This window comes from Pseudomonas sp. PvP028, from assembly GCF_017832255.1.
In the GTDB taxonomy this organism is placed as follows: Bacteria; Pseudomonadota; Gammaproteobacteria; order Pseudomonadales; family Pseudomonadaceae; genus Aquipseudomonas; species Aquipseudomonas syringae.
On sequence record NZ_JAFIBL010000001.1, the window covers coordinates 5,625,682 to 5,642,566 of the forward strand.

General features: G+C 54.8%; 17 protein-coding genes. 12 read left to right on the top strand and 5 right to left on the bottom strand.

The annotated features are described in order from the left end of the window. Positions 1–73 precede the first annotated feature (73 nt). Positions 74–1,132, bottom strand: coding sequence for a quinolinate synthase NadA (nadA, locus tag JOE34_RS23955; RefSeq protein WP_003345534.1), 1,059 nt, complete (start codon positions 1,130–1,132; stop codon positions 74–76). Positions 1,133–1,455: 323 nt separating this feature from the next. Between nadA and JOE34_RS23960 the strand changes: the two genes are divergently transcribed. Continuing rightward, the gene (locus tag JOE34_RS23960; protein ID WP_044311757.1) at positions 1,456–2,310 is read left to right on the top strand and encodes an oxidoreductase; all 855 of its coding nucleotides are present in this window, start codon (positions 1,456–1,458) and stop codon (positions 2,308–2,310) included. Between the two features lie 69 nt (positions 2,311–2,379). Here the strand turns inward: JOE34_RS23960 and JOE34_RS23965 are convergent, their stop codons facing one another. From JOE34_RS23965 to JOE34_RS23980, 4 genes are all read right to left on the bottom strand, one after another. Next, the gene (locus tag JOE34_RS23965; protein ID WP_046265895.1) at positions 2,380–3,705 is read right to left on the bottom strand and encodes a hypothetical protein; all 1,326 of its coding nucleotides are present in this window, start codon (positions 3,703–3,705) and stop codon (positions 2,380–2,382) included. 115 nt (positions 3,706–3,820) lie between these two features. Further along, a complete protein-coding gene (locus JOE34_RS23970) occupies positions 3,821–4,402 on the bottom strand; it encodes a DedA family protein (protein WP_024664582.1) in 582 nt (193 codons plus the stop codon). 54 nt (positions 4,403–4,456) lie between these two features. Then, the gene (locus JOE34_RS23975; protein ID WP_010415193.1) at positions 4,457–4,723 is read right to left on the bottom strand and encodes a hypothetical protein; all 267 of its coding nucleotides are present in this window, start codon (positions 4,721–4,723) and stop codon (positions 4,457–4,459) included. A 385-nt stretch (positions 4,724–5,108) separates the two neighbouring features. Next, positions 5,109–7,022: a methyl-accepting chemotaxis protein gene (locus JOE34_RS23980; protein ID WP_245227060.1), complete on the bottom strand. Its 1,914-nt coding sequence runs from the start codon at positions 7,020–7,022 to the stop codon at positions 5,109–5,111. 989 nt (positions 7,023–8,011) lie between these two features. Between JOE34_RS23980 and JOE34_RS23985 the strand changes: the two genes are divergently transcribed. The 11 genes from JOE34_RS23985 to JOE34_RS24030 are packed head-to-tail and all read left to right on the top strand — an operon-like array spanning position 8,012 to position 16,816. After that, positions 8,012–8,872, top strand: coding sequence for a ParA family protein (locus JOE34_RS23985; protein WP_122255520.1), 861 nt, complete (start codon positions 8,012–8,014; stop codon positions 8,870–8,872). A 1-nt stretch (position 8,873) separates the two neighbouring features. Further along, complete coding sequence (locus JOE34_RS23990; RefSeq protein ID WP_122255519.1) at positions 8,874–9,629, top strand: hypothetical protein; 756 nt, start codon at positions 8,874–8,876, stop codon at positions 9,627–9,629. Continuing rightward, positions 9,626–10,327 carry a DUF2786 domain-containing protein gene (locus JOE34_RS23995; RefSeq protein ID WP_122255518.1) on the top strand — a complete coding sequence of 234 codons (702 nt, stop codon included), beginning with the start codon at positions 9,626–9,628 and terminating at the stop codon, positions 10,325–10,327. The genes JOE34_RS23990 and JOE34_RS23995 overlap by 4 nt, the downstream gene beginning before the upstream one ends. Then, positions 10,327–11,673 (top strand): replicative DNA helicase, encoded by a 1,347-nt coding sequence (gene dnaB / locus JOE34_RS24000; RefSeq protein WP_122255517.1) that lies wholly within the window; start codon positions 10,327–10,329, stop codon positions 11,671–11,673. The genes JOE34_RS23995 and dnaB overlap by 1 nt, the downstream gene beginning before the upstream one ends. Next, positions 11,670–12,011, top strand: a complete 342-nt coding sequence (locus JOE34_RS24005; RefSeq protein WP_122255516.1) for a hypothetical protein — start codon at positions 11,670–11,672, stop codon at positions 12,009–12,011. Before dnaB ends, JOE34_RS24005 begins: the two co-directional genes overlap by 4 nt. Position 12,012: 1 nt before the next feature. Then, on the top strand, positions 12,013–12,420 hold the full coding sequence (locus JOE34_RS24010) for a hypothetical protein (protein ID WP_209996755.1): 408 nt from the start codon (positions 12,013–12,015) through the stop codon (positions 12,418–12,420). Beyond that, the gene (locus tag JOE34_RS26015; RefSeq protein ID WP_122255514.1) at positions 12,417–12,662 is read left to right on the top strand and encodes a hypothetical protein; all 246 of its coding nucleotides are present in this window, start codon (positions 12,417–12,419) and stop codon (positions 12,660–12,662) included. Before JOE34_RS24010 ends, JOE34_RS26015 begins: the two co-directional genes overlap by 4 nt. Next, the gene (locus JOE34_RS24015) at positions 12,598–12,915 is read left to right on the top strand and encodes an Arc family DNA-binding protein (protein WP_003317584.1); all 318 of its coding nucleotides are present in this window, start codon (positions 12,598–12,600) and stop codon (positions 12,913–12,915) included. Before JOE34_RS26015 ends, JOE34_RS24015 begins: the two co-directional genes overlap by 65 nt. Before the next feature lie 2 nt (positions 12,916–12,917). Next, positions 12,918–14,672: a ParB family protein gene (locus JOE34_RS24020; RefSeq protein WP_122255513.1), complete on the top strand. Its 1,755-nt coding sequence runs from the start codon at positions 12,918–12,920 to the stop codon at positions 14,670–14,672. 36 nt (positions 14,673–14,708) lie between these two features. Then, positions 14,709–15,446: a DUF2857 domain-containing protein gene (locus JOE34_RS24025; protein WP_003424986.1), complete on the top strand. Its 738-nt coding sequence runs from the start codon at positions 14,709–14,711 to the stop codon at positions 15,444–15,446. A 5-nt stretch (positions 15,447–15,451) separates the two neighbouring features. Further along, positions 15,452–16,816 (top strand): STY4528 family pathogenicity island replication protein, encoded by a 1,365-nt coding sequence (locus JOE34_RS24030; RefSeq protein WP_209996757.1) that lies wholly within the window; start codon positions 15,452–15,454, stop codon positions 16,814–16,816. The last annotated feature ends 69 nt before the right edge of the window (positions 16,817–16,885 follow it).

Genomic DNA, 16,885 nt, shown 5'->3' on the forward strand with positions numbered 1-16,885 from the left:
GCGCCACGAGGCGCCCGATACGACCGGCAATGAAAGAGCCCGACACTTTAGTCGGGCTTTTTCATCACTGCTGTCAGGCGTTGCCTGCCTGTCGCAAGCGCGCAGCCTGGGTGAAGTCCAGCATGCGCTGCAATGGACGCACGGCATTGGGGATCAGCGCCGGGTCGACGACTATCTCGTTACTGCCCTCACGCAGGCACTGCAAGGTACGCTCAAGCGTATTCATCGCCATCCACGGGCAATGTGCACAGCTCCGGCACGCCGCGCCGTTGCCGGCCGTAGGCGCCTCGATGAAGATCTTGTCCGGGCACAGCTGCTGCATCTTGTAGAAGATGCCCCGGTCAGTGGCGACGATGAACGTCTTGTTGGGCAAGCGTTGCGCTGCGGCAATCATCTGACTGGTGGAGCCGACCACGTCAGCCAGCTCGATGACTGCTTCCGGCGACTCCGGGTGAACCAGAATCGCCGCCTCGGGATACAGGGCTTTCATGTCTTCGAGCTGCTTGGATTTGAACTCTTCGTGGACGATGCAGGCACCGTCCCACAGCAGCATGTCGGCACCGGTTTCACGCTGAATGTAACGACCCAGGTGCTTGTCTGGCGCCCAGATGATTTTCTCACCGTTGTCCATCAGGCTCTCGACGATCTCCAGCGCGCAGCCAGAGGTCACCACCCAGTCCGCACGGGCTTTGACGGCTGCCGAGGTGTTGGCATACACCACCACGGTACGCTCCGGGTGCTGATCGCAAAAAGCGGAGAACTCGTCGACCGGGCACCCCACATCGAGCGAGCAGGTGGCTTCGAGTGTCGGCATGAACACGCGTTTTTCCGGGTTGAGAATTTTCGCGGTTTCGCCCATGAAACGTACACCCGCCACCAGCACAGTGCTGGCCGCATGGTTATTGCTGAAGCGCGCCATTTCCAGAGAGTCGGCCACGCAACCACCGGTTTCCTCGGCCAGCGCCTGGATAACCGGATCACAATAATAGTGAGCGACCAGCACGGCGTCCTGCTTCTTGAGTTCCTCTGCAATGTCGGCACGGTAACGCGCCTGCTCTGCCGGGCTCAACGTCCTGGGCTGTTTGGCATCAAGATGCGCCTGCACCAGGAAACGTTCGGAGATCTGTGTCATGTTCACGGGACCTGAAAGCGCCAGTGCGCGAAAGGCAAGTTTACACCCGAAATACAGGCAATAAAAAAAGCCTGACAGAGGCTGCGCCATCTGCACCAAGGCTTATGGCTGATATCCGGTGGATATCGGCCAGACTTCTTAAGGCGCGCCGATTCTAGCGCCAAAAAACTGATTTAACAGCTGTTTCTGGCTCAGCAGGCAGCGATGAGAAGCGTTCCTGAAAACCCGCTTGCCGAGGCGTGATTCCGACCGGCGACTCAATGAAACGACACCCGTTATGCCCTGTCACAAGCATCAGTCCCCCTTATGAAGGAGAAAATGACATGGCAAGCGAATCGACCAATACCCCGGTGTGGCTCATCACCGGCTGCTCCACCGGCTTCGGCCGCGAACTGGCCAAACTCGTCATCGCTCGCGGCTGGCGTCTCGTCGCAACGGCCAGGGACAAGTCGCGAGTCGCTGACCTGGCCGAGGGCACGCAAGGCCAGGTACTGGCTGTCGACCTCGACGTCAGCAAGGCAGACCAGATAGAAGCCGCCGTGGCCGCCGCGAAGTCGCAGTTCGGCAAAATCGACGTGCTGGTCAACAACGCAGGTTACGGTTATCAGAGCTCGATCGAAGAAGGCGAAGACGCTGAAATCCGTGCCCAGTTCGATGCCAACGTGTTTGGTCTGTTCGCCATCACCCGCGCCGTGCTGCCGATCATGCGTGAGCAACGCAGCGGCCACATCATCAATATCACTTCGGTTGCCGGCCTGATCGGCTTTCCAGGATCAGGCTACTACGCAGCCTCCAAGCACGCCGTCGAAGGTTTTTCCGACGCGCTGCTCGCGGAGGTCAAGCCACTGGGGATTTCCGTCACGTGCGTAGAGCCGGGGCCGTTTCGCACCGACTGGGCGGGACGCTCACTACGCCAGACGCCATCGCGTATCGACGACTACAAGGACACTGCCACCAAGCGTCTGGAGTCGACCAGGCAATCGAGCGGCAATCAGGCCGGGGATCCGGTACGCGCCGCAGAGGCGATGATCGCCCTGACCCAAAAAGCCAATGCGCCACGTCATCTTGTATTGGGCAGCTGGGGATATGACGCCGTGGTGGCTGATCGTCAGGCACGCTTGAAGCAGATCGAGCAGGTTCGTGACATCAGCATCGGCGCGGACTTTCCGAAAGAGTGAGGTGCTGAGCACTGCACGGCTGCCAGGCAGGGACGATGATGCTGTCAGGCACGCATCGCCTGCCCGTTCTCAAACTTTGGTCCAGGCCCTTAAATCGCCAGCCCGCAGTTGAGAATTGATGTCCTGCAACTGATGCAAAGGAAGTGCTCCCAGAGGCTTCCCCTTTGCCTGCTCGGCCACTTGAGCTGCCAGGTTTTGCCGAAATGCCTGTATTTGTTGCGCGTCCAGATACTGAGCTTTTTCGCTTTTTTGGCCTTTAACACGCACGACTATATTGGCAGGCAATTCAAAGCCCTTGACTGCGCACCCCAGGCACAATGTGGCGAAATCACCCAGGCTACGCACCTCCACTTCTTTCAGTTTTCCACCATTCTCCGGACTTCCGGCAAGTGGGTGCTCGGTATCCTGATAAGAGTGCTGTGTGGTTTTTGAGCGTAATTTGATTTCATGCGTAGACAGGTTGTTGATTTTCTCGAAACCGAACACCAGTGGAACAATAGCCCCCTTGTTCAACAAACCCAGGTAGGGGGCCTTGCCATTTTCCAGAGAACGCTGCAGTTCACTCGCTGCCTGATGATAAAAGCGATTCAGCTCTTCACCCCGTAACTTCTTTACCTGCCCATCGACTCTCAACTCAATCGAGCCCGGTAACTTCAGTGTGTCCAGATGCTCGCCCAGTGGGGCATTGATGAATGGGAGCCCGCCTAATTTATTGATATACCCGGCATGCAGTAAACGCTGCAGCCACGCAGCACCTTCGATATGCAGCGTCTCTGGGCTGCTCACTTCAATCGATGGCGCGAGTTCATTGGTGGAGAGCGATCTGCCGTTGTCCAGCGCATGCAGGATCACTTGTGCCATGCGGTGTTGCTGAGCGCGCGAGTACGCGTTGCTGGGATGCATCCCCTCACCTTTCGCATAGACTCGGGGCTTGCTGCGCAAGTCTGCACGAGTGGTTTCAGCGCTCGCACTTTCCCGCGTTCGATCAGAGAAAAACACCTTGCCTTCAAGAGACTGGGTTCCACCCTTTGCATCATTGACACCGCCCCTGAGCGCTCCCGATTGCAGGATTTCCAGACCCCAGGGCGTTCCGTGCAGAGCCTCGGGCTTGGTATAGCCCAGTGGCGCGGTGGGGTTGAGTGACTGCAGTAATGCCATGCGCAGACTGGAACGGCTGCGCTCGTCGATATCGCGCATGGTGTCGAGGACGTCCAGAGGCGAGTGCCCTTGTGCGTCCAGTTTATTGGCGCGCGCGCCCTCATTGCGCAGGCGCGCTACGGCCTTGCTATCGCGACTGACCACTGCAGAATGCAGCGCAGTGCCAGACGATGGCGCTTGAGTTGCTGTCGAATGAGCGGGCGGGATGAAAGACGGAGAATTACGAATCGGGTTCATGGCGGGTCTCATGGCTAACCCCCCTTGGTGGACCCGACGCAGACCGCGGTTCCAATGCAGGCAAGCCTCTGTCCGTCACTGAAGGATGTCTTGCTGTTACACCGACTCCACCACCTCAATCATGCGTCGCCCTGGATCGGCGGCGCAGATACCGCACCAACGCCGCAACAGTCACCAGTGCTACCACCGCGAGGAAGATCGGCAGTCGATAGGGCTTCAGGTCGCCGAATAAATGCTGTAACGCTTCTCCAGCCCAATAGCCGGCGCAGACGAACAGGGTCGCCCAGACTGCCGCGCTCAGCACATTGATCAGCGCGAAACGCCAAGGCGACAGGCGACTTGCACCTATCACCATAGGCCCCACCAGGCGCATGCCGTAGAGAAAGCGAACAGCGAATACCGAGGTCGTGGGGTAACGCTGGATAAGACCCTCGACCCGCTTAATGGCAGATTGGTGACGCTTGAGCTTGGGCAGCAGACGCTCCCCGGAATAACGTCCGGTCCAGAATAGCAACTGATCGCCGAGCATACCGCCCAACGTGGCCAAGCCGATCACTTGCAGCAACTGCAGAGCACCTTGGTGCGCCGCCATACCGCCAAGGATCAACACTGTTTCGCCTTCCAGCAAACAGCCCAGGAAAATCACCCAATACCCGTAGGCGGCGATCAGCGCGTTGAGGTCGAGATGTTCGAACATGGTCTTTCCTGTACGTCTGACATCACTTGAATCCAGGCTGAAATGCCAGCTTCGTCACTTTCTTCCCACCAGGTACCGTACGCCATGCTCACCAAACACTTCCGAATGGGGTTGGTTACATTCCAGGTGAAAAATATCTCCTGAGTTGTAGGTGAAATCGCCATCGGATTTACGGATGACCAGACTACCGTACAAAACCAGCGCCATAGCCTCGAAGTTATGGGCGTGCGAATCGAGCGTACCAAACGCTTCGCGCTCAACTTCAACAACGGTGCCGAACCCTTCGGCAGCAAGCAGTTGCAAAAAAGCCTCTTTTTCCATTTCCACTTTTCCTGAATCTTTTGATGGGGTGGTGAACCCAATTGGCACCCGGAATGGCGGCACCGTGACCACCCACTACGACAATGAATACAGCCTCGCAACATTCAAAAACGCCGCCCCTATAGATCACCCCTTGAGAGCAACATTCAATAAGTTTTCCAGCGCTTGGAACGCTTGCTTCAGATCAGTCCCACCTCCCCCCCGTCGCCCGGATGACTCGATAGGTACTCGTCTTTGTAGATGGCCAATTCTCTTGTGCGGCCGCTCTTTTCAGCCGTACTGGAAGCCCATGCATGGCGGTTGAGTGTCGCAACGCGGTATGAACTCGATCTGGCCTTGTTGAGGCCTGACCCAAACCACAACCGCATTGGGCCAGACCTTCAAGCTAGACTTTAAATCGGTTGGTCATCTCCTGCAGCCTGGCGCTGACTCTGGCCAATTCAACGCTTGATGTCGCTGTCTCTTCACTGGCGGCAGCCGTTTGGTCTGAAATGTCCCTGACATTTGTGACGCCCCTGCCTATTTCTTCACCAACGTTAGTTTGCTGCTCAGTGGCAACGGCGATCTGTTCGTTCATCACCTCAATCTCATGAACAGATGCGGTAATACTCTGCAGCACCTCACTGGCTTGCGTGGACAGTTCGACACTGCTGTCCGTCAGTGCCAGATTTTGCTCTAGAACCTGGCCCATATGATCGGTACTGGTTTGCAGTTCGTTTATAAGCAGCGCGATCTCGTCTGTCGACGTGCGGGTGCGCACGGCCAGGCCTCTTACCTCGTCCGCGACGACAGCGAAACCACGTCCTGCCTCCCCGGCACGCGCAGCTTCAATGGCCGCGTTCAACGCCAGAAGGTTCGTCTGATCAGCCACCGTCTTTATCACATCCAGTACGCCACCGATGCTCTGAGTATTCCCTCTAAGCGCCGCCATCGCCGTCCTGGTCATGTTCATCTCACGCGCCAGGGTCTCTATCTGGGTACGAGTCCTGTCAACGACTTGCCCACCTTTTTGGGCCAGCTGACTGGCGATTTGCGCAGTATTTACGGCTTGAGCTGCATTACGAGATACCTCATGAGTAGTGGCTGTCATCTGCTGCATCGCAGTGGCAATCTGCTCAGTCTCCAGTTTCTGCGCGTTCACGCCCGCACTGGTCTGCTCCGTTACGGCTGAAAGCTGCTCTGCCGCGCTTGCCACCTGCACGATTCCGTCTTTCATTTCCCCAATCAAGCTTCGAAGCCCGGACGTCATGCGCAACATGCTGCCCTGCAACGCGCCAAGTTCATCGTTTCGAGTCACTTCTGTTCTGTACGTAAAGTCTCCCTCTGCAACGACTTCAACGATTTCAACAGTCTCTTTGAGAGGATGAACAATTGATCGGGTGATCAACCAGGCAGCAAGAACACCCAACAGGGCAGAGAGGGCCAGCCAGAGCAAAATCTTCTCCTGTGCTTTCTCTGCATCGGAGGCACGAAGCTCGTTCTGGATAGCGGTCATCTTGTCCGTAATGCCAAGAATGGTAGCGATCGACGCTGTGATACCGCCTTGAGCCTCATCAACTTTGGCTTGAGCGGCGACTAATGTTTCCAGTTGCCCGCTATAGGTGGCCATTCCTGCCGCCAACGCTTGAACGTCAGCACTGGGCAAACGGGTATTTTTGAGCGTATCGATACTGGCCACGACCTGCGCTATCGCCTGACGAACAGTGTCTTCCCCGCTTTTACTCGGGGATGCCGTATAAGAGCGAAACGCGGTACGCATCTTCTGGACCGAGATAAACAGTGCCGGCAGTTTCTGACGATCCGCTGCATTCCCGCTCTCGTCGTTGGCAGCGTCTGCGATCTTCAGCAACAAACCGTTAATCGTTTCGCCCGAAGCGCCGGCAAGGGTCCGCAGTTGCTCACGCTCTTGAGTAGCCTCGACTGATCGAGTATAGAACCCACGGTAAAGCTGCATCGTCGTTTGGGCTTCTTTGAGCAGCGCGATGTTATTGGCTGTTTTGAAACGTGGCGAGATACTCACCAACTGGCGCTCCGTTCGCTCGAGTGCCTCCAGCCATTTTGAAGCCTGTGCATCATCCGCCTTTAAAAAATACACCAAACGCTCGATACGCATGTCTCGTGCGATTGAACTGAACTGAGCAATGTCTCCAGACAAATCAGCTCGACGCTTCAATGTATCGGTGGCGTCCTTTCCCGTGTAAGCCATTAACAAAATCATTAAAATCAACAATCCGAAACCCACCAATAGCTTCGCCCGAACCGTCATATTACTTAACACACCAGATGTTGCGCTGGACATATATCTTTACTCATTGATTTTCTTGAAAACAAAAGTCCGCCGGACAGGTAGCGGAACATAGAGTCCGATACGCATCAGGATGAATTGATAATGTGAATCTGCTGAAACCCTCGACACGCTCGGTAAAAAGGTCACGTCACAGATCTGAACTCACTGGGGCGTCATCCGGAGGGCCATTGAAGTACTTGAGTAAATACTCGAACTGTATGTGTTTTCTGGACAAAGAGGTGCCGAGGCAGGATAAACCTGTTCATAACCGAGGATCTCGAATTAAAGATGAAAGGCCGGTCCATGGCTATAAGCCATTATGTCGTCACACTTTTCATTTTCTATAATTTTTTTGAGGCATGTCGACGAACGGACGAATAAAATTCGTCTCGGCACATGCATCTCAATGCTGAAAGCCACAGCTCATGATAATTATGAGTTACACAGAGAGGCAGCGACAATTAACTTTATTATCAAACAAACCGTTTGCATTATTGCCATCGCTGGCGCACTCATTTTAAAAAGACGTAAGGAACGCTGCTGTCGTTTGGCACGCTCGCCGTTGGCTTTGGCAAGACTATCAGCGCCCACGACACCAAAGCTCGGGCATTGAGTTTGATATCGGACGGATCAGAAATGGCAGTTGACATCACCGCTTGCCGGCGCATGTGTCGCGATAGGTGACTGCGTGTCTGGGTGCGCGACATTTGAACGGTCTTCTTCGAAAGACCTGCCAACTGCTTCACAGATCGCTGCATCAACCCCATGACGGAAGCCCAGAGTAGCTATCCGAACATGACAATCCGCAACGCAAAAAAAAACCTGGAAATCCGCATTTTCATGGGCCTTCCAGATTTTCGAAATGGTGGGTCGTGTGGGATTCGAACCTACGACCAATTGGTTAAAAGCCAATTGGTCGTAGCGCTGAGGCAGGACCCCGCTTGAGATCGTTCAGTATCCCAAACCGCAGTCTCTAATGTCCCCATTAGAGGCTTTAAATCATGTACATAACCTCGCTTTTGTCCACCAAAGGTGGTGTCGGTAAAACCACTTTGGCTGCAAACATCGGCGGCTTCTGCGCCGACGCCGGCTTGAGGGTCCTCCTCATCGACATGGACCCTGTACAGCCTTCACTGTCCTCCTATTACCCAATGGCACAGGAAGTCAGCGGCGGCATATTCGACCTCATCGCACATAACCTGACTGATCCAGAGCGAATCATATCGAGGACAAGCATCCCGAACCTGTCCTTGATCTTGTCGAACGACCCCAACAACCAGTTGATTAGCCTCCTGCTTCAGGCTGCGGATGGTCGTCTGCGATTGGCTTCTCTGCTGAAAGCTTTCGAGGGTCAATTCGACCTGATTCTCATTGACACCCAGGGCGCACGAAGCGTCATGTTGGAGATGGTGGTTTTAGCGTCAGATCTTGCTGTATCCCCGTTGCCACCAAACATGCTCAGCGCCCGCGAGTTTAACCGTGGGACGTTGCAAATGCTTGATGGACTGCGTCCTTACTCGAGGCTTGGCCTGCACGTCCCTCCAATCAAGGTTGTAGTCAACTGCCTCGACCAGACCGTCGACGCTCGCGGGATTCATGACGCCATCAGAAAGACCTTCGCGGACAACATGGAAGTCGATGTCCTCAACAGCACAGTTCCTGCTTCAGTAATTTTCCGCGAGGGATCTACAGCAGGCATGTCGGCACATCGGCTCGAATACAAAAAACCTTCCAATCGACGCGCGCCGAGCGCGCTTCAGGTCATTCGAGAGCTTGTGGTTGAGCTTTTTCCGCAGTGGACCGACCGTTTCGAGGTGGTGACTGAATCCGCCGTAGAGGCCCTGGTAAAAGGGGGTCAATGAGATGGCAAAGACAAATCTCACGGAAGCTTCCGGCATTACTCCTCAGTTGATGCAAAAGCTCAACGAGCAGTACAACTCATCACGACTGCGCGCCGCTCAGACCAAGCTTACGAACACGTCACGTGAGCTCCGCAATTTAAGCTCCGGCCATAAGATGGGCCGCGGCTTGATTAGTCGACTGGGTGATTACTTGAGCGTGGAACAGCGTGAACTGCTCTCACAGGCCGCGCAGCTCCTTGAATCAGTGAACTCTCATGTCGAGCATGCCAAGGAAAAACGTGTACGCGACGAGAAAGCGGTTAAACGTCGGCAGGAGGCTCGGAACGCAAGAGCGAAACTACTGATTGCGGCCACATATCCCCTGCCCACTGAGAGCCTGGACCAGAAACTTGAGCTCCTGAAAACGGCGCTGTTATTCAACCGCATCGGCGCATATGACAGTTTCTACTCCGCAGTCGAGCTTAATAGCGAGATCCGAAGCACCTTACTGACGCCGTTCAGCAGACTGATAGGTTGGGGAAGCCTGACCGCTTACCGACTCAGTTGCCTAGGCTCGCTTCGTATCCGGCTCGTTGAGGCACTGACTAATGACATCTCTTACGACGATGGATCTGAGGTCGAGGATCGGCTAGCCGCTCTGCAGTCAAAAGTCCGTGATGCGAATGCTAAAGCTGCGCTCACAGCTGAAGAACATGAAACCCTCAGACTCTGGAAAGAGGCTCTGGCAGTTGAGGCAGTACCGGAGGTACGGCCATGAGCATTGACCGCCAACGGATAATCGACAAAGTCATCAAATGCTTCGCACTGGCACGTTCTGCGGGTGCCTCTCCTAATGAGGCTGAGACAGCCCTGCGGCAAGGCCGCAAGCTTATGGAGCAGTACCAGTTCGAAGAGCTTGAGGTGGACGCCCACCTCGCACGTGAGGCGTCAGTATCTGCCGGCACAAAGCGAGCGCCAGCGAGTTGGCTGCACAGCCTGGCAGGCACGTGCGCGAGCGCTTTCGACTGCGATTGTTTTGCTTTCCCCTCACGGCCTGGAGACTGGCATTTCAAGTTCGTCGGGTTAGGTGTATCGCCCGATCTGGCGTGCTATGCCTATTCCGCGCTTCATCTGCAGCTTGTTTCGGCGCGTCGTCAGCACGTTTCGCAGCTCAAACGCTGCAATCCAACCACCAAAAGACGACGTGGACGGATTTTTGCCGAAGCATGGATCAATGCTGTGGCCACCAACGTTTACAAATTCGCCGGTCGACAAAATGCTGAAGCTCAGCAAGCGATAAGCGCTTACCTCAGCCTGCACCACCCCACCGTAGTCGAAAAAGAGCTTGAGCCTACCTCTGTTAAGGGCCACGACCTGAAATCTCAACATCAGGGATGGACGCAAGGCTCTAGAGCAGCGTTGCACAGAGGCGTCGATCAGCACTCCCAGTCCCCGGCAAGAATCGGGAGGGCTTGATGGACATTTCTCATATGTCACCTCCCCACTCCGTGGAAGCCGAACAAGCTGTGCTTGGCGGACTGATGCTTGATAACGAGTCCTGGGATCTGATCGCAGACCGTATCAAAGCCGATGATTTCTACCGGGCCGAGCACCGTCTGATATTCCAGAGCATTGCTGGGCTGGCTGAATCGAATAGCCCATTTGACGTGGTCACGGTTTCCGACTCCATTACAGCAATAGATGCTGCTGGGGGCTTGGCTTATCTCAGTGAGCTCGCCAAAAACACGCCTTCTGTAGCCAATATCAAGGCTTATGCAGAAACAGTGAGTAACCGAGCTCATCTACGCCGGATTATTTCACACGGCTATGCATGTACCCGGGAGGCTTCAGATCCTCAAGCGAATGCGTCTGAGGTTCAGGACGTCATCGAGCAGCAACTTTTTGCTTTGGGGCAAGGACGGCAGACTTCCGACTTTGTGGACGTCAACCAGATGCTTATGCAGGTGGTCGACAAGATCGATCTTCGCTTCAACGCTGGGGGGTCGGTCGTTGGATTGCCCACAGGGCTTTCCGATCTTGATGAATTGACGGGCGGACTACAACCAGCCGATCTGATCATCATTGCGGCCAGACCCTCCATGGGCAAAACCAGCCTGGCGCTCAACTTGGTAGACGCTGCGCTTCAAAAAGATACTCAGGCCACTGTTCAGGTCTACAGCCTCGAGATGCCGGCTGAGGCGATCATTTACAGGCTCATCTCGATCCTGGGGCACCTGAACCTGGAGAAGTTGATACGTGGGCAGTTGGAGGATGAGGACTGGCCGAAGCTCGCGATGGCAGTGCAAAAGATCAACTCGTATGGCGATCGCCTTGTAATTGATGATCAAGCTGACCTCACTCCCTCGGCAATCCGTGCGCGGGCTCGCAGAGGCGCACGGCGTTTCGGAAAGCCAGTCCTGATATTGATCGATTATCTGCAAATGATGAAATGTCCAGGCAAAGAAAATCGGACCAATGAAATCAGTGAGATATCTCGATCGCTAAAGGCTTTGGCCAAAGAGTTCGACTGTCCTGTCGTGGCGCTCTCTCAGCTCAACCGAGAACTTGAGCGGCGTCCGAACAAGCGACCTATCAATGCAGACCTCCGTGAGTCGGGCGCGCTTGAGCAAGACGCTGACCTGATTCTGTTCGTGTATCGGGACGAAGTTTACAACCCCGACAGCGAGCAAAAAGGGATCGCCGAGCTCATTCTCAGCAAGCATCGAAACGGCGCGCTAGGCACCGTCCGAACGGCCTTCATCCCCCAACACACTCGTTTCGAAAACCTCTCGGCCGCCGCATGGCAAGGAGCTCGATCATGAGCGCGCGCAATAAACCTCTTTGCATAACTCATGAGTGCCGCACGTGCGGCCACCACCACCCTTTCACCGCGGTCATGCCAGCAGGAAAACGTGCGCCCGAGTGCCCTTCGTGCCATAGCGGTGAAGTCGTAGAACTGGAGCTGGTGCACCCACAGTGGAGCGTTGTGGCCTCCAGTAAGGCACCAGACAGCAAGGAGTACACCGTCGTGTTCCGCATGAACCCAGGTACTTCCAGAAAAGCCTTCATGAAAAAACTCACTGACACCTTTGTCGACCACGAGGTTGAAATCCTAGAGATCCAGTCGGGTGACAAGCTCGGCGGATCGGGAGGCCAGTGACATGCAGCTATATCACACCACTGAAGAAGATCTGCCGGTCCAGTCGGACCGGGAAAAAGAGCGCCTCCGGAGCGATATCGAGAAAGCGATGACTGATTACTTAAGTCGTGGGGGCGCTATCAACCAGGTTGAAGCGAGCCAGCGCTCGAATGACAGCTCATTCATTATCAACGCTGAAAAAACTGCACAGTTGAAGGCGGATACCAGCGCTCGTGGGCGGAAAAAAACAAACGATCTGACCGACACAGAGCTGGCGCGACTGCTGAAAGCCCACTGCACAGCAGGGGCATCACTGGCGTCCGCCGCTGCGACGCTCAATCAAACGCGGAAGCGTTGTGAAGCCATAGCTCGTCGCTATCAGATCCCCTTCCGCTCTGCTGCTTTTACAAAAGCGAGGGCGCGGTCATGAGCAATACATCTACCTCTCTTCGAGGCAGGAAAAAGTCCCTGCAGGACTTGGCTGACTTCGCCATCTCACAGGGATGGGCAGTGCATCGCACTCATGGTGGACATATCAAGCTCACCAAAGGTGGGTGTTCACCCATCTTCACTTCTTTCACACCCAGCGACCACAGGGCCGGCCTCAATGCTCGCGCTCAATTGCGCCGCGCACAAAACCAAAGCCAGATTGGAGATCGCCATGCTGAATAACGAAGCTGTGAATATTCGTGAGGACGACAAAGACGAGAAATTCGTCATCCGCCTACCTACCGGAATGAGGGGCCGGGTCCGTGGGGCTGCAAAAGCAAACCATCGCTCGATGAACTCAGAAATCATAAGCCGTATTGAAGCGACGCTCCGTCACGAGCAGGAGATTGCGAGGCTTACGGCTGTGATCGATGTGCTGCTCAAAGGCGGAACACCCACCAGCAACGTCATCCAACTTCCTGAGGCGGGCCAATAATCATGGCTGGCAAACTGACTGCAGATGAAATCTCGGGCAAGTTGTTACAAGGCTCATTCAGTCGTTCTGGCCCGACGGTTGATCAGCTGCCGGACCCGATTGTAGATACGCCCATGGTTCTTACCCTGGACGAGATGAAAGCCTTCGAGCAAAACCCTCGCACCGTAACCAATGCGAAGTACAAGGAGATCAAAAACTCCATCAGGCAGCGCGGATTGGATCACCGCCCTACAGTGACGCGTCGACCTGGCGAAATTAAATTCACCATCAACAACGGCGGCAATACACGTCTGCAGATTCTTCGGGAGCTGTACAGCGAAACCGGTGAAGACCGTTTCTATCGGCACAATGTTCTGTTTCGGCCCTGGGACTCAGCACGTGGGGAGATTATCGCTCTCACAGGTCACCTTTCGGAAAACGATCTTCGCGGTTCTCTGATGTTCATCGAAAGGGCGGTGGGCATAGAAAATGCTCGTGCCATTTATGAGAAAGAAGCCGGTGAGTCCATATCTCAAAGGGAGCTGGTTCGAAGGCTAAGTGCCGACGGCTATCCGGTTTCCCAGTCACATATCAGCAAGATGCAGGATACGGTTCGCTGCCTTCTTCCAGTAATACCCAGTGCGCTTTATTCAGGGTTAGGAAAACCTCAGATCGAGCGTCTCCTTTCGCTACGCAAGGCTGCTGGCCAGACCTGGCTCACGCATACAGAGGGGAAAGAACACATCCCTGACTTCGAAGGTTTGTTCCAGGACGTACTTTCGCTGTTCGATGGAGATGCAAGCGAGTTTGTATACGAGCGGGTTCAGGATGAGCTGATCAGTCACATGCAGTCGGGAACGGGGCTATCTTACGAGCAGCTCCTGCTCACACTGAGTGAAAATCAGAACCAAGCACGGCGTTCATCTGTGATCGACACGCCAGTGAGTTTGACGCCAGCTCAACAGCCTCGACCTGAAGGTCTTCCGCCTCAGGGTGACGTTCCGGGTATCGATCAGCAACAGGAACCAGGCATTCAGGCTCCCCCATCTGAGGCTGACAAAACCAAGGGCAAACAGGACGTCTCACCGAAGTCCTCAAAAAACGAAGCTGACAAGCCGCCGCCTCAGGCTCCTGAACTCACCGAGGAGGAGCGCGCAGCAAGGCTTGCCGGGCATATCGTTAGCCCGATATCCACCACTGAACGTGTGCAGGATGTAAAGCGGCAGTTGGCAGCCCTCGATGGGGAAAATCTGCCCGACTTCAAGACAAATGCACTGATTTCGATACCAGTCCAAGCGGGTGGGTTACATCCTATCTCTGACGTCTGGTACATCGAACGTATCCTCGATCAGCCGGATGAATTGCGGCCGGTAATCGCTCAGCTCGCCCGGGAAATCGCCCACCTGTCAGGCATCAATCCAGACAGCGTGATTGATGTACCAGGTGGTTTGGGCTTCCTCTGCCAAGACCCTCCTGAAGATGTAGACCTCAGCGATCTGGCCAATAACGTACTGACCCTTCTCCAGTCGATTAGTGGCGTATACGCAATTGCCTTGATCAAAGAGTCCCCCGAGCAACCACTGGATGTGTCCGAGTTTCAGTTCACCGCCGCGCTGGCCCAGTTGCTGTTAGGTAGCCCGAGATACGAAGACCGTGAAGCAATTCTCCAGGGACGCTTGGACGATACCTGCATCGTGAAGCTTTTCCGACTCATTCGCCTCGGCCGACGGCTGGTGGAGCTGGAAATGGGAAGCGTCAGCGTGGTTCAGACCCCATGAGGTTTTTTTCCGACGTTGTGAGACAGGAGTTTGGTCATGTCGAAAAAACATAACCCCCTCAACGAAGCCATGGTCGCGCAAATTCTGCATCACTTGCGCAATGGTGAAGTGAGGCGTTGCCTTGATATGGGACTGGACCCAGAAATTCTGGCACTGCTCCAGCATCCCTCATCACAAAGTGTGTTGCTTAACTCTGCAGTTATCTGGTGCCGGGTGGCAGTTGATCCGGACATGGTGAAGCGTCTGCTAGCGAACAAGGAGCGCACCGATCAGGAAAACAGAATCGTGCAGCGCGCGCTTCGCTTAGGGGCGACTACTCCAATGCTGCAGGAGTTCTTCGGCATGTCCCCTCAAGAAGTGTCTTTGCAACGGGTATTGGTAGGTGTTCCTGGACGCCCTGGACGATTCAGAGACATTCCCGATGACGCACCTCTGTGGCATAGGTTTGTGCAGCTGATGGAAGAGTACAACGTGGATCATACGGATGGTGTCGCATTACTTGATATCGCGATGATGCTGACGGAGGAGGTAAACATCCCTCCTGAAGAGCCCCACATCGTGCCTCCGGATCAGATCACCCTGGGCCTCGTCTGGAACAAGATTCAAGGATGGCTGGCTCAGGACCTATACCCGACTGGCAAGAAGCGTAAATCGGCAAGCCTCGTAATGCTTGGGGAGTCGCGGCAACAGTCGAAAGCAAACGCTAATCGGAGCCGGCCGGGTCAAAGCCAGGCGAACAAGCCCGTGGGCAAGGTAGAAGGCGACCGGATGTGATAAGGATGAACCGGCGCCCTTCTCTGGGGGGAGCCATTAATGCCGCTGCCGGGGCTCTACAAAATCATCTGCTGCTCCAGCAATTAAAGCTGGCCCAACAGCAGAGCTCTGGCTCAGATAATAGAAAGTCGGTTGCTGGCTCAGATACTGAGGACACACTCGACGGTATCGTTTTCAGTGGAAATCCACATGAGACGGTGCCGCGAAGCCTTCTGCTTGATGATCGACTTTCACCGCTTGAGCGCAATGCTTGGCAAGTCTTCAGACTGCTTATTAACGCAGATGGCATCACAGCCTTTCCGACTTATGAACAACTTCGTCCCTACCTTGGCTCAGTCCCAGGAAAATTCGCATCCAGAGAAACTGTGGCGAAGGCTCTGACAGTGCTTCGCTTGACGCGCTGGCTTAGTCTTGGACGGCGAGTAAGAGACTCTCTGAGCGGTCGAATGCAGGGAAACGTCTACATCCTGCATGACGAACCGGTCGGGTGTGTTGAGGCTATGGAGCTTGATCGCGACTACCTGTTGCTTGTAGGCCATTCCCTCGAGCATGCAAATAAAGCTGTCAGGACCGTGGCAGATTTGGCATTCAAAGAATTCGCAGCCGACCCTAATCAATCGACAGGTGTGCTGCCCACGCGGCTTGATGTTATTGAGGGTAGATGGCGTAGTCAGGGTTGGCATGATGCACCGAATGCCGTGGATCGCGAAGAAAACCAGCCTGAGTTCGGAATCCGAACTCAGCAAGAAAGCGGGCCCTCAGTACTGAGTTCGGATTCCGAACTCAGTAAAATCAGCGAGAAAGCGAATATCGAGAGACCGAGTTCGGAATCCGAACTCAGTCTAAAATCAGCATCATACGGCACAGTTCGGATTCCGAACTCATATAGTACGTATACGAATACAAATACATCTGTATGTAAAAGCTCTGTACCGCGCGAGGCTGTGAGCGCTCCAGTCGATCTACCTCCAGGGTTTGAAAGGTTTACTGAGGATCAACGCTTCAGGGCGATGACCGCATTGCAGAGCGTCGAGCCGACACTGCGAGAACCGTTGCTTGATCAATGGCGCCATCGTTGCAATAGCGGTTCCGTGAAGAACCCATTCGGTTATCTGTTGAGCTGCATGCAGAAAGCCCTGAGTGGGGAATTCAACGCCCAGTGGCAGGCTCCTAGAGCGTCAGCTCAAAACCCACAGGCGCATTCCCCCCAGCCGAAACATCTCAGCAACGCGCCTGATCAACCAAAGCCAACTCCCCCGCCTCCCGTCAAAAAAGTCTCGCCGCAAGATCGTGACGAGTCTTCACTGGCTGCCGGGCGCAGCTCAATGATGGACATCAAGCGGATAATTCGACCGAGATCACAGGGTTGAACAGATCAGCTGAATGCTGCCATCCAGGCAAGCACTTAGATGCCTCTGGCGTCACTTCCAACACCGACC

Bases quoted from the DNA above. Each gene is read 5' to 3' on its own strand.
- nadA (WP_003345534.1), bottom strand. From the start codon at position 1,132: ATGACACAGATCTCCGAACGTTTCCTGGTGCAGGCGCATCTTGATGCC.
- JOE34_RS23960 (WP_044311757.1), top strand. From the start codon at position 1,456: ATGGCAAGCGAATCGACCAATACCCCGGTGTGGCTCATCACCGGCTGC.
- JOE34_RS23965 (WP_046265895.1), bottom strand. From the start codon at position 3,705: ATGAACCCGATTCGTAATTCTCCGTCTTTCATCCCGCCCGCTCATTCG.
- JOE34_RS23970 (WP_024664582.1), bottom strand. From the start codon at position 4,402: ATGTTCGAACATCTCGACCTCAACGCGCTGATCGCCGCCTACGGGTAT.
- JOE34_RS23975 (WP_010415193.1), bottom strand. From the start codon at position 4,723: ATGGAAAAAGAGGCTTTTTTGCAACTGCTTGCTGCCGAAGGGTTCGGC.
- JOE34_RS23980 (WP_245227060.1), bottom strand. From the start codon at position 7,022: ATGTCCAGCGCAACATCTGGTGTGTTAAGTAATATGACGGTTCGGGCG.
- JOE34_RS23985 (WP_122255520.1), top strand. From the start codon at position 8,012: ATGTACATAACCTCGCTTTTGTCCACCAAAGGTGGTGTCGGTAAAACC.
- JOE34_RS23990 (WP_122255519.1), top strand. From the start codon at position 8,874: ATGGCAAAGACAAATCTCACGGAAGCTTCCGGCATTACTCCTCAGTTG.
- JOE34_RS23995 (WP_122255518.1), top strand. From the start codon at position 9,626: ATGAGCATTGACCGCCAACGGATAATCGACAAAGTCATCAAATGCTTC.
- dnaB (WP_122255517.1), top strand. From the start codon at position 10,327: ATGGACATTTCTCATATGTCACCTCCCCACTCCGTGGAAGCCGAACAA.
- JOE34_RS24005 (WP_122255516.1), top strand. From the start codon at position 11,670: ATGAGCGCGCGCAATAAACCTCTTTGCATAACTCATGAGTGCCGCACG.
- JOE34_RS24010 (WP_209996755.1), top strand. From the start codon at position 12,013: ATGCAGCTATATCACACCACTGAAGAAGATCTGCCGGTCCAGTCGGAC.
- JOE34_RS26015 (WP_122255514.1), top strand. From the start codon at position 12,417: ATGAGCAATACATCTACCTCTCTTCGAGGCAGGAAAAAGTCCCTGCAG.
- JOE34_RS24015 (WP_003317584.1), top strand. From the start codon at position 12,598: ATGCTCGCGCTCAATTGCGCCGCGCACAAAACCAAAGCCAGATTGGAG.
- JOE34_RS24020 (WP_122255513.1), top strand. From the start codon at position 12,918: ATGGCTGGCAAACTGACTGCAGATGAAATCTCGGGCAAGTTGTTACAA.
- JOE34_RS24025 (WP_003424986.1), top strand. From the start codon at position 14,709: ATGTCGAAAAAACATAACCCCCTCAACGAAGCCATGGTCGCGCAAATT.
- JOE34_RS24030 (WP_209996757.1), top strand. From the start codon at position 15,452: ATGAACCGGCGCCCTTCTCTGGGGGGAGCCATTAATGCCGCTGCCGGG.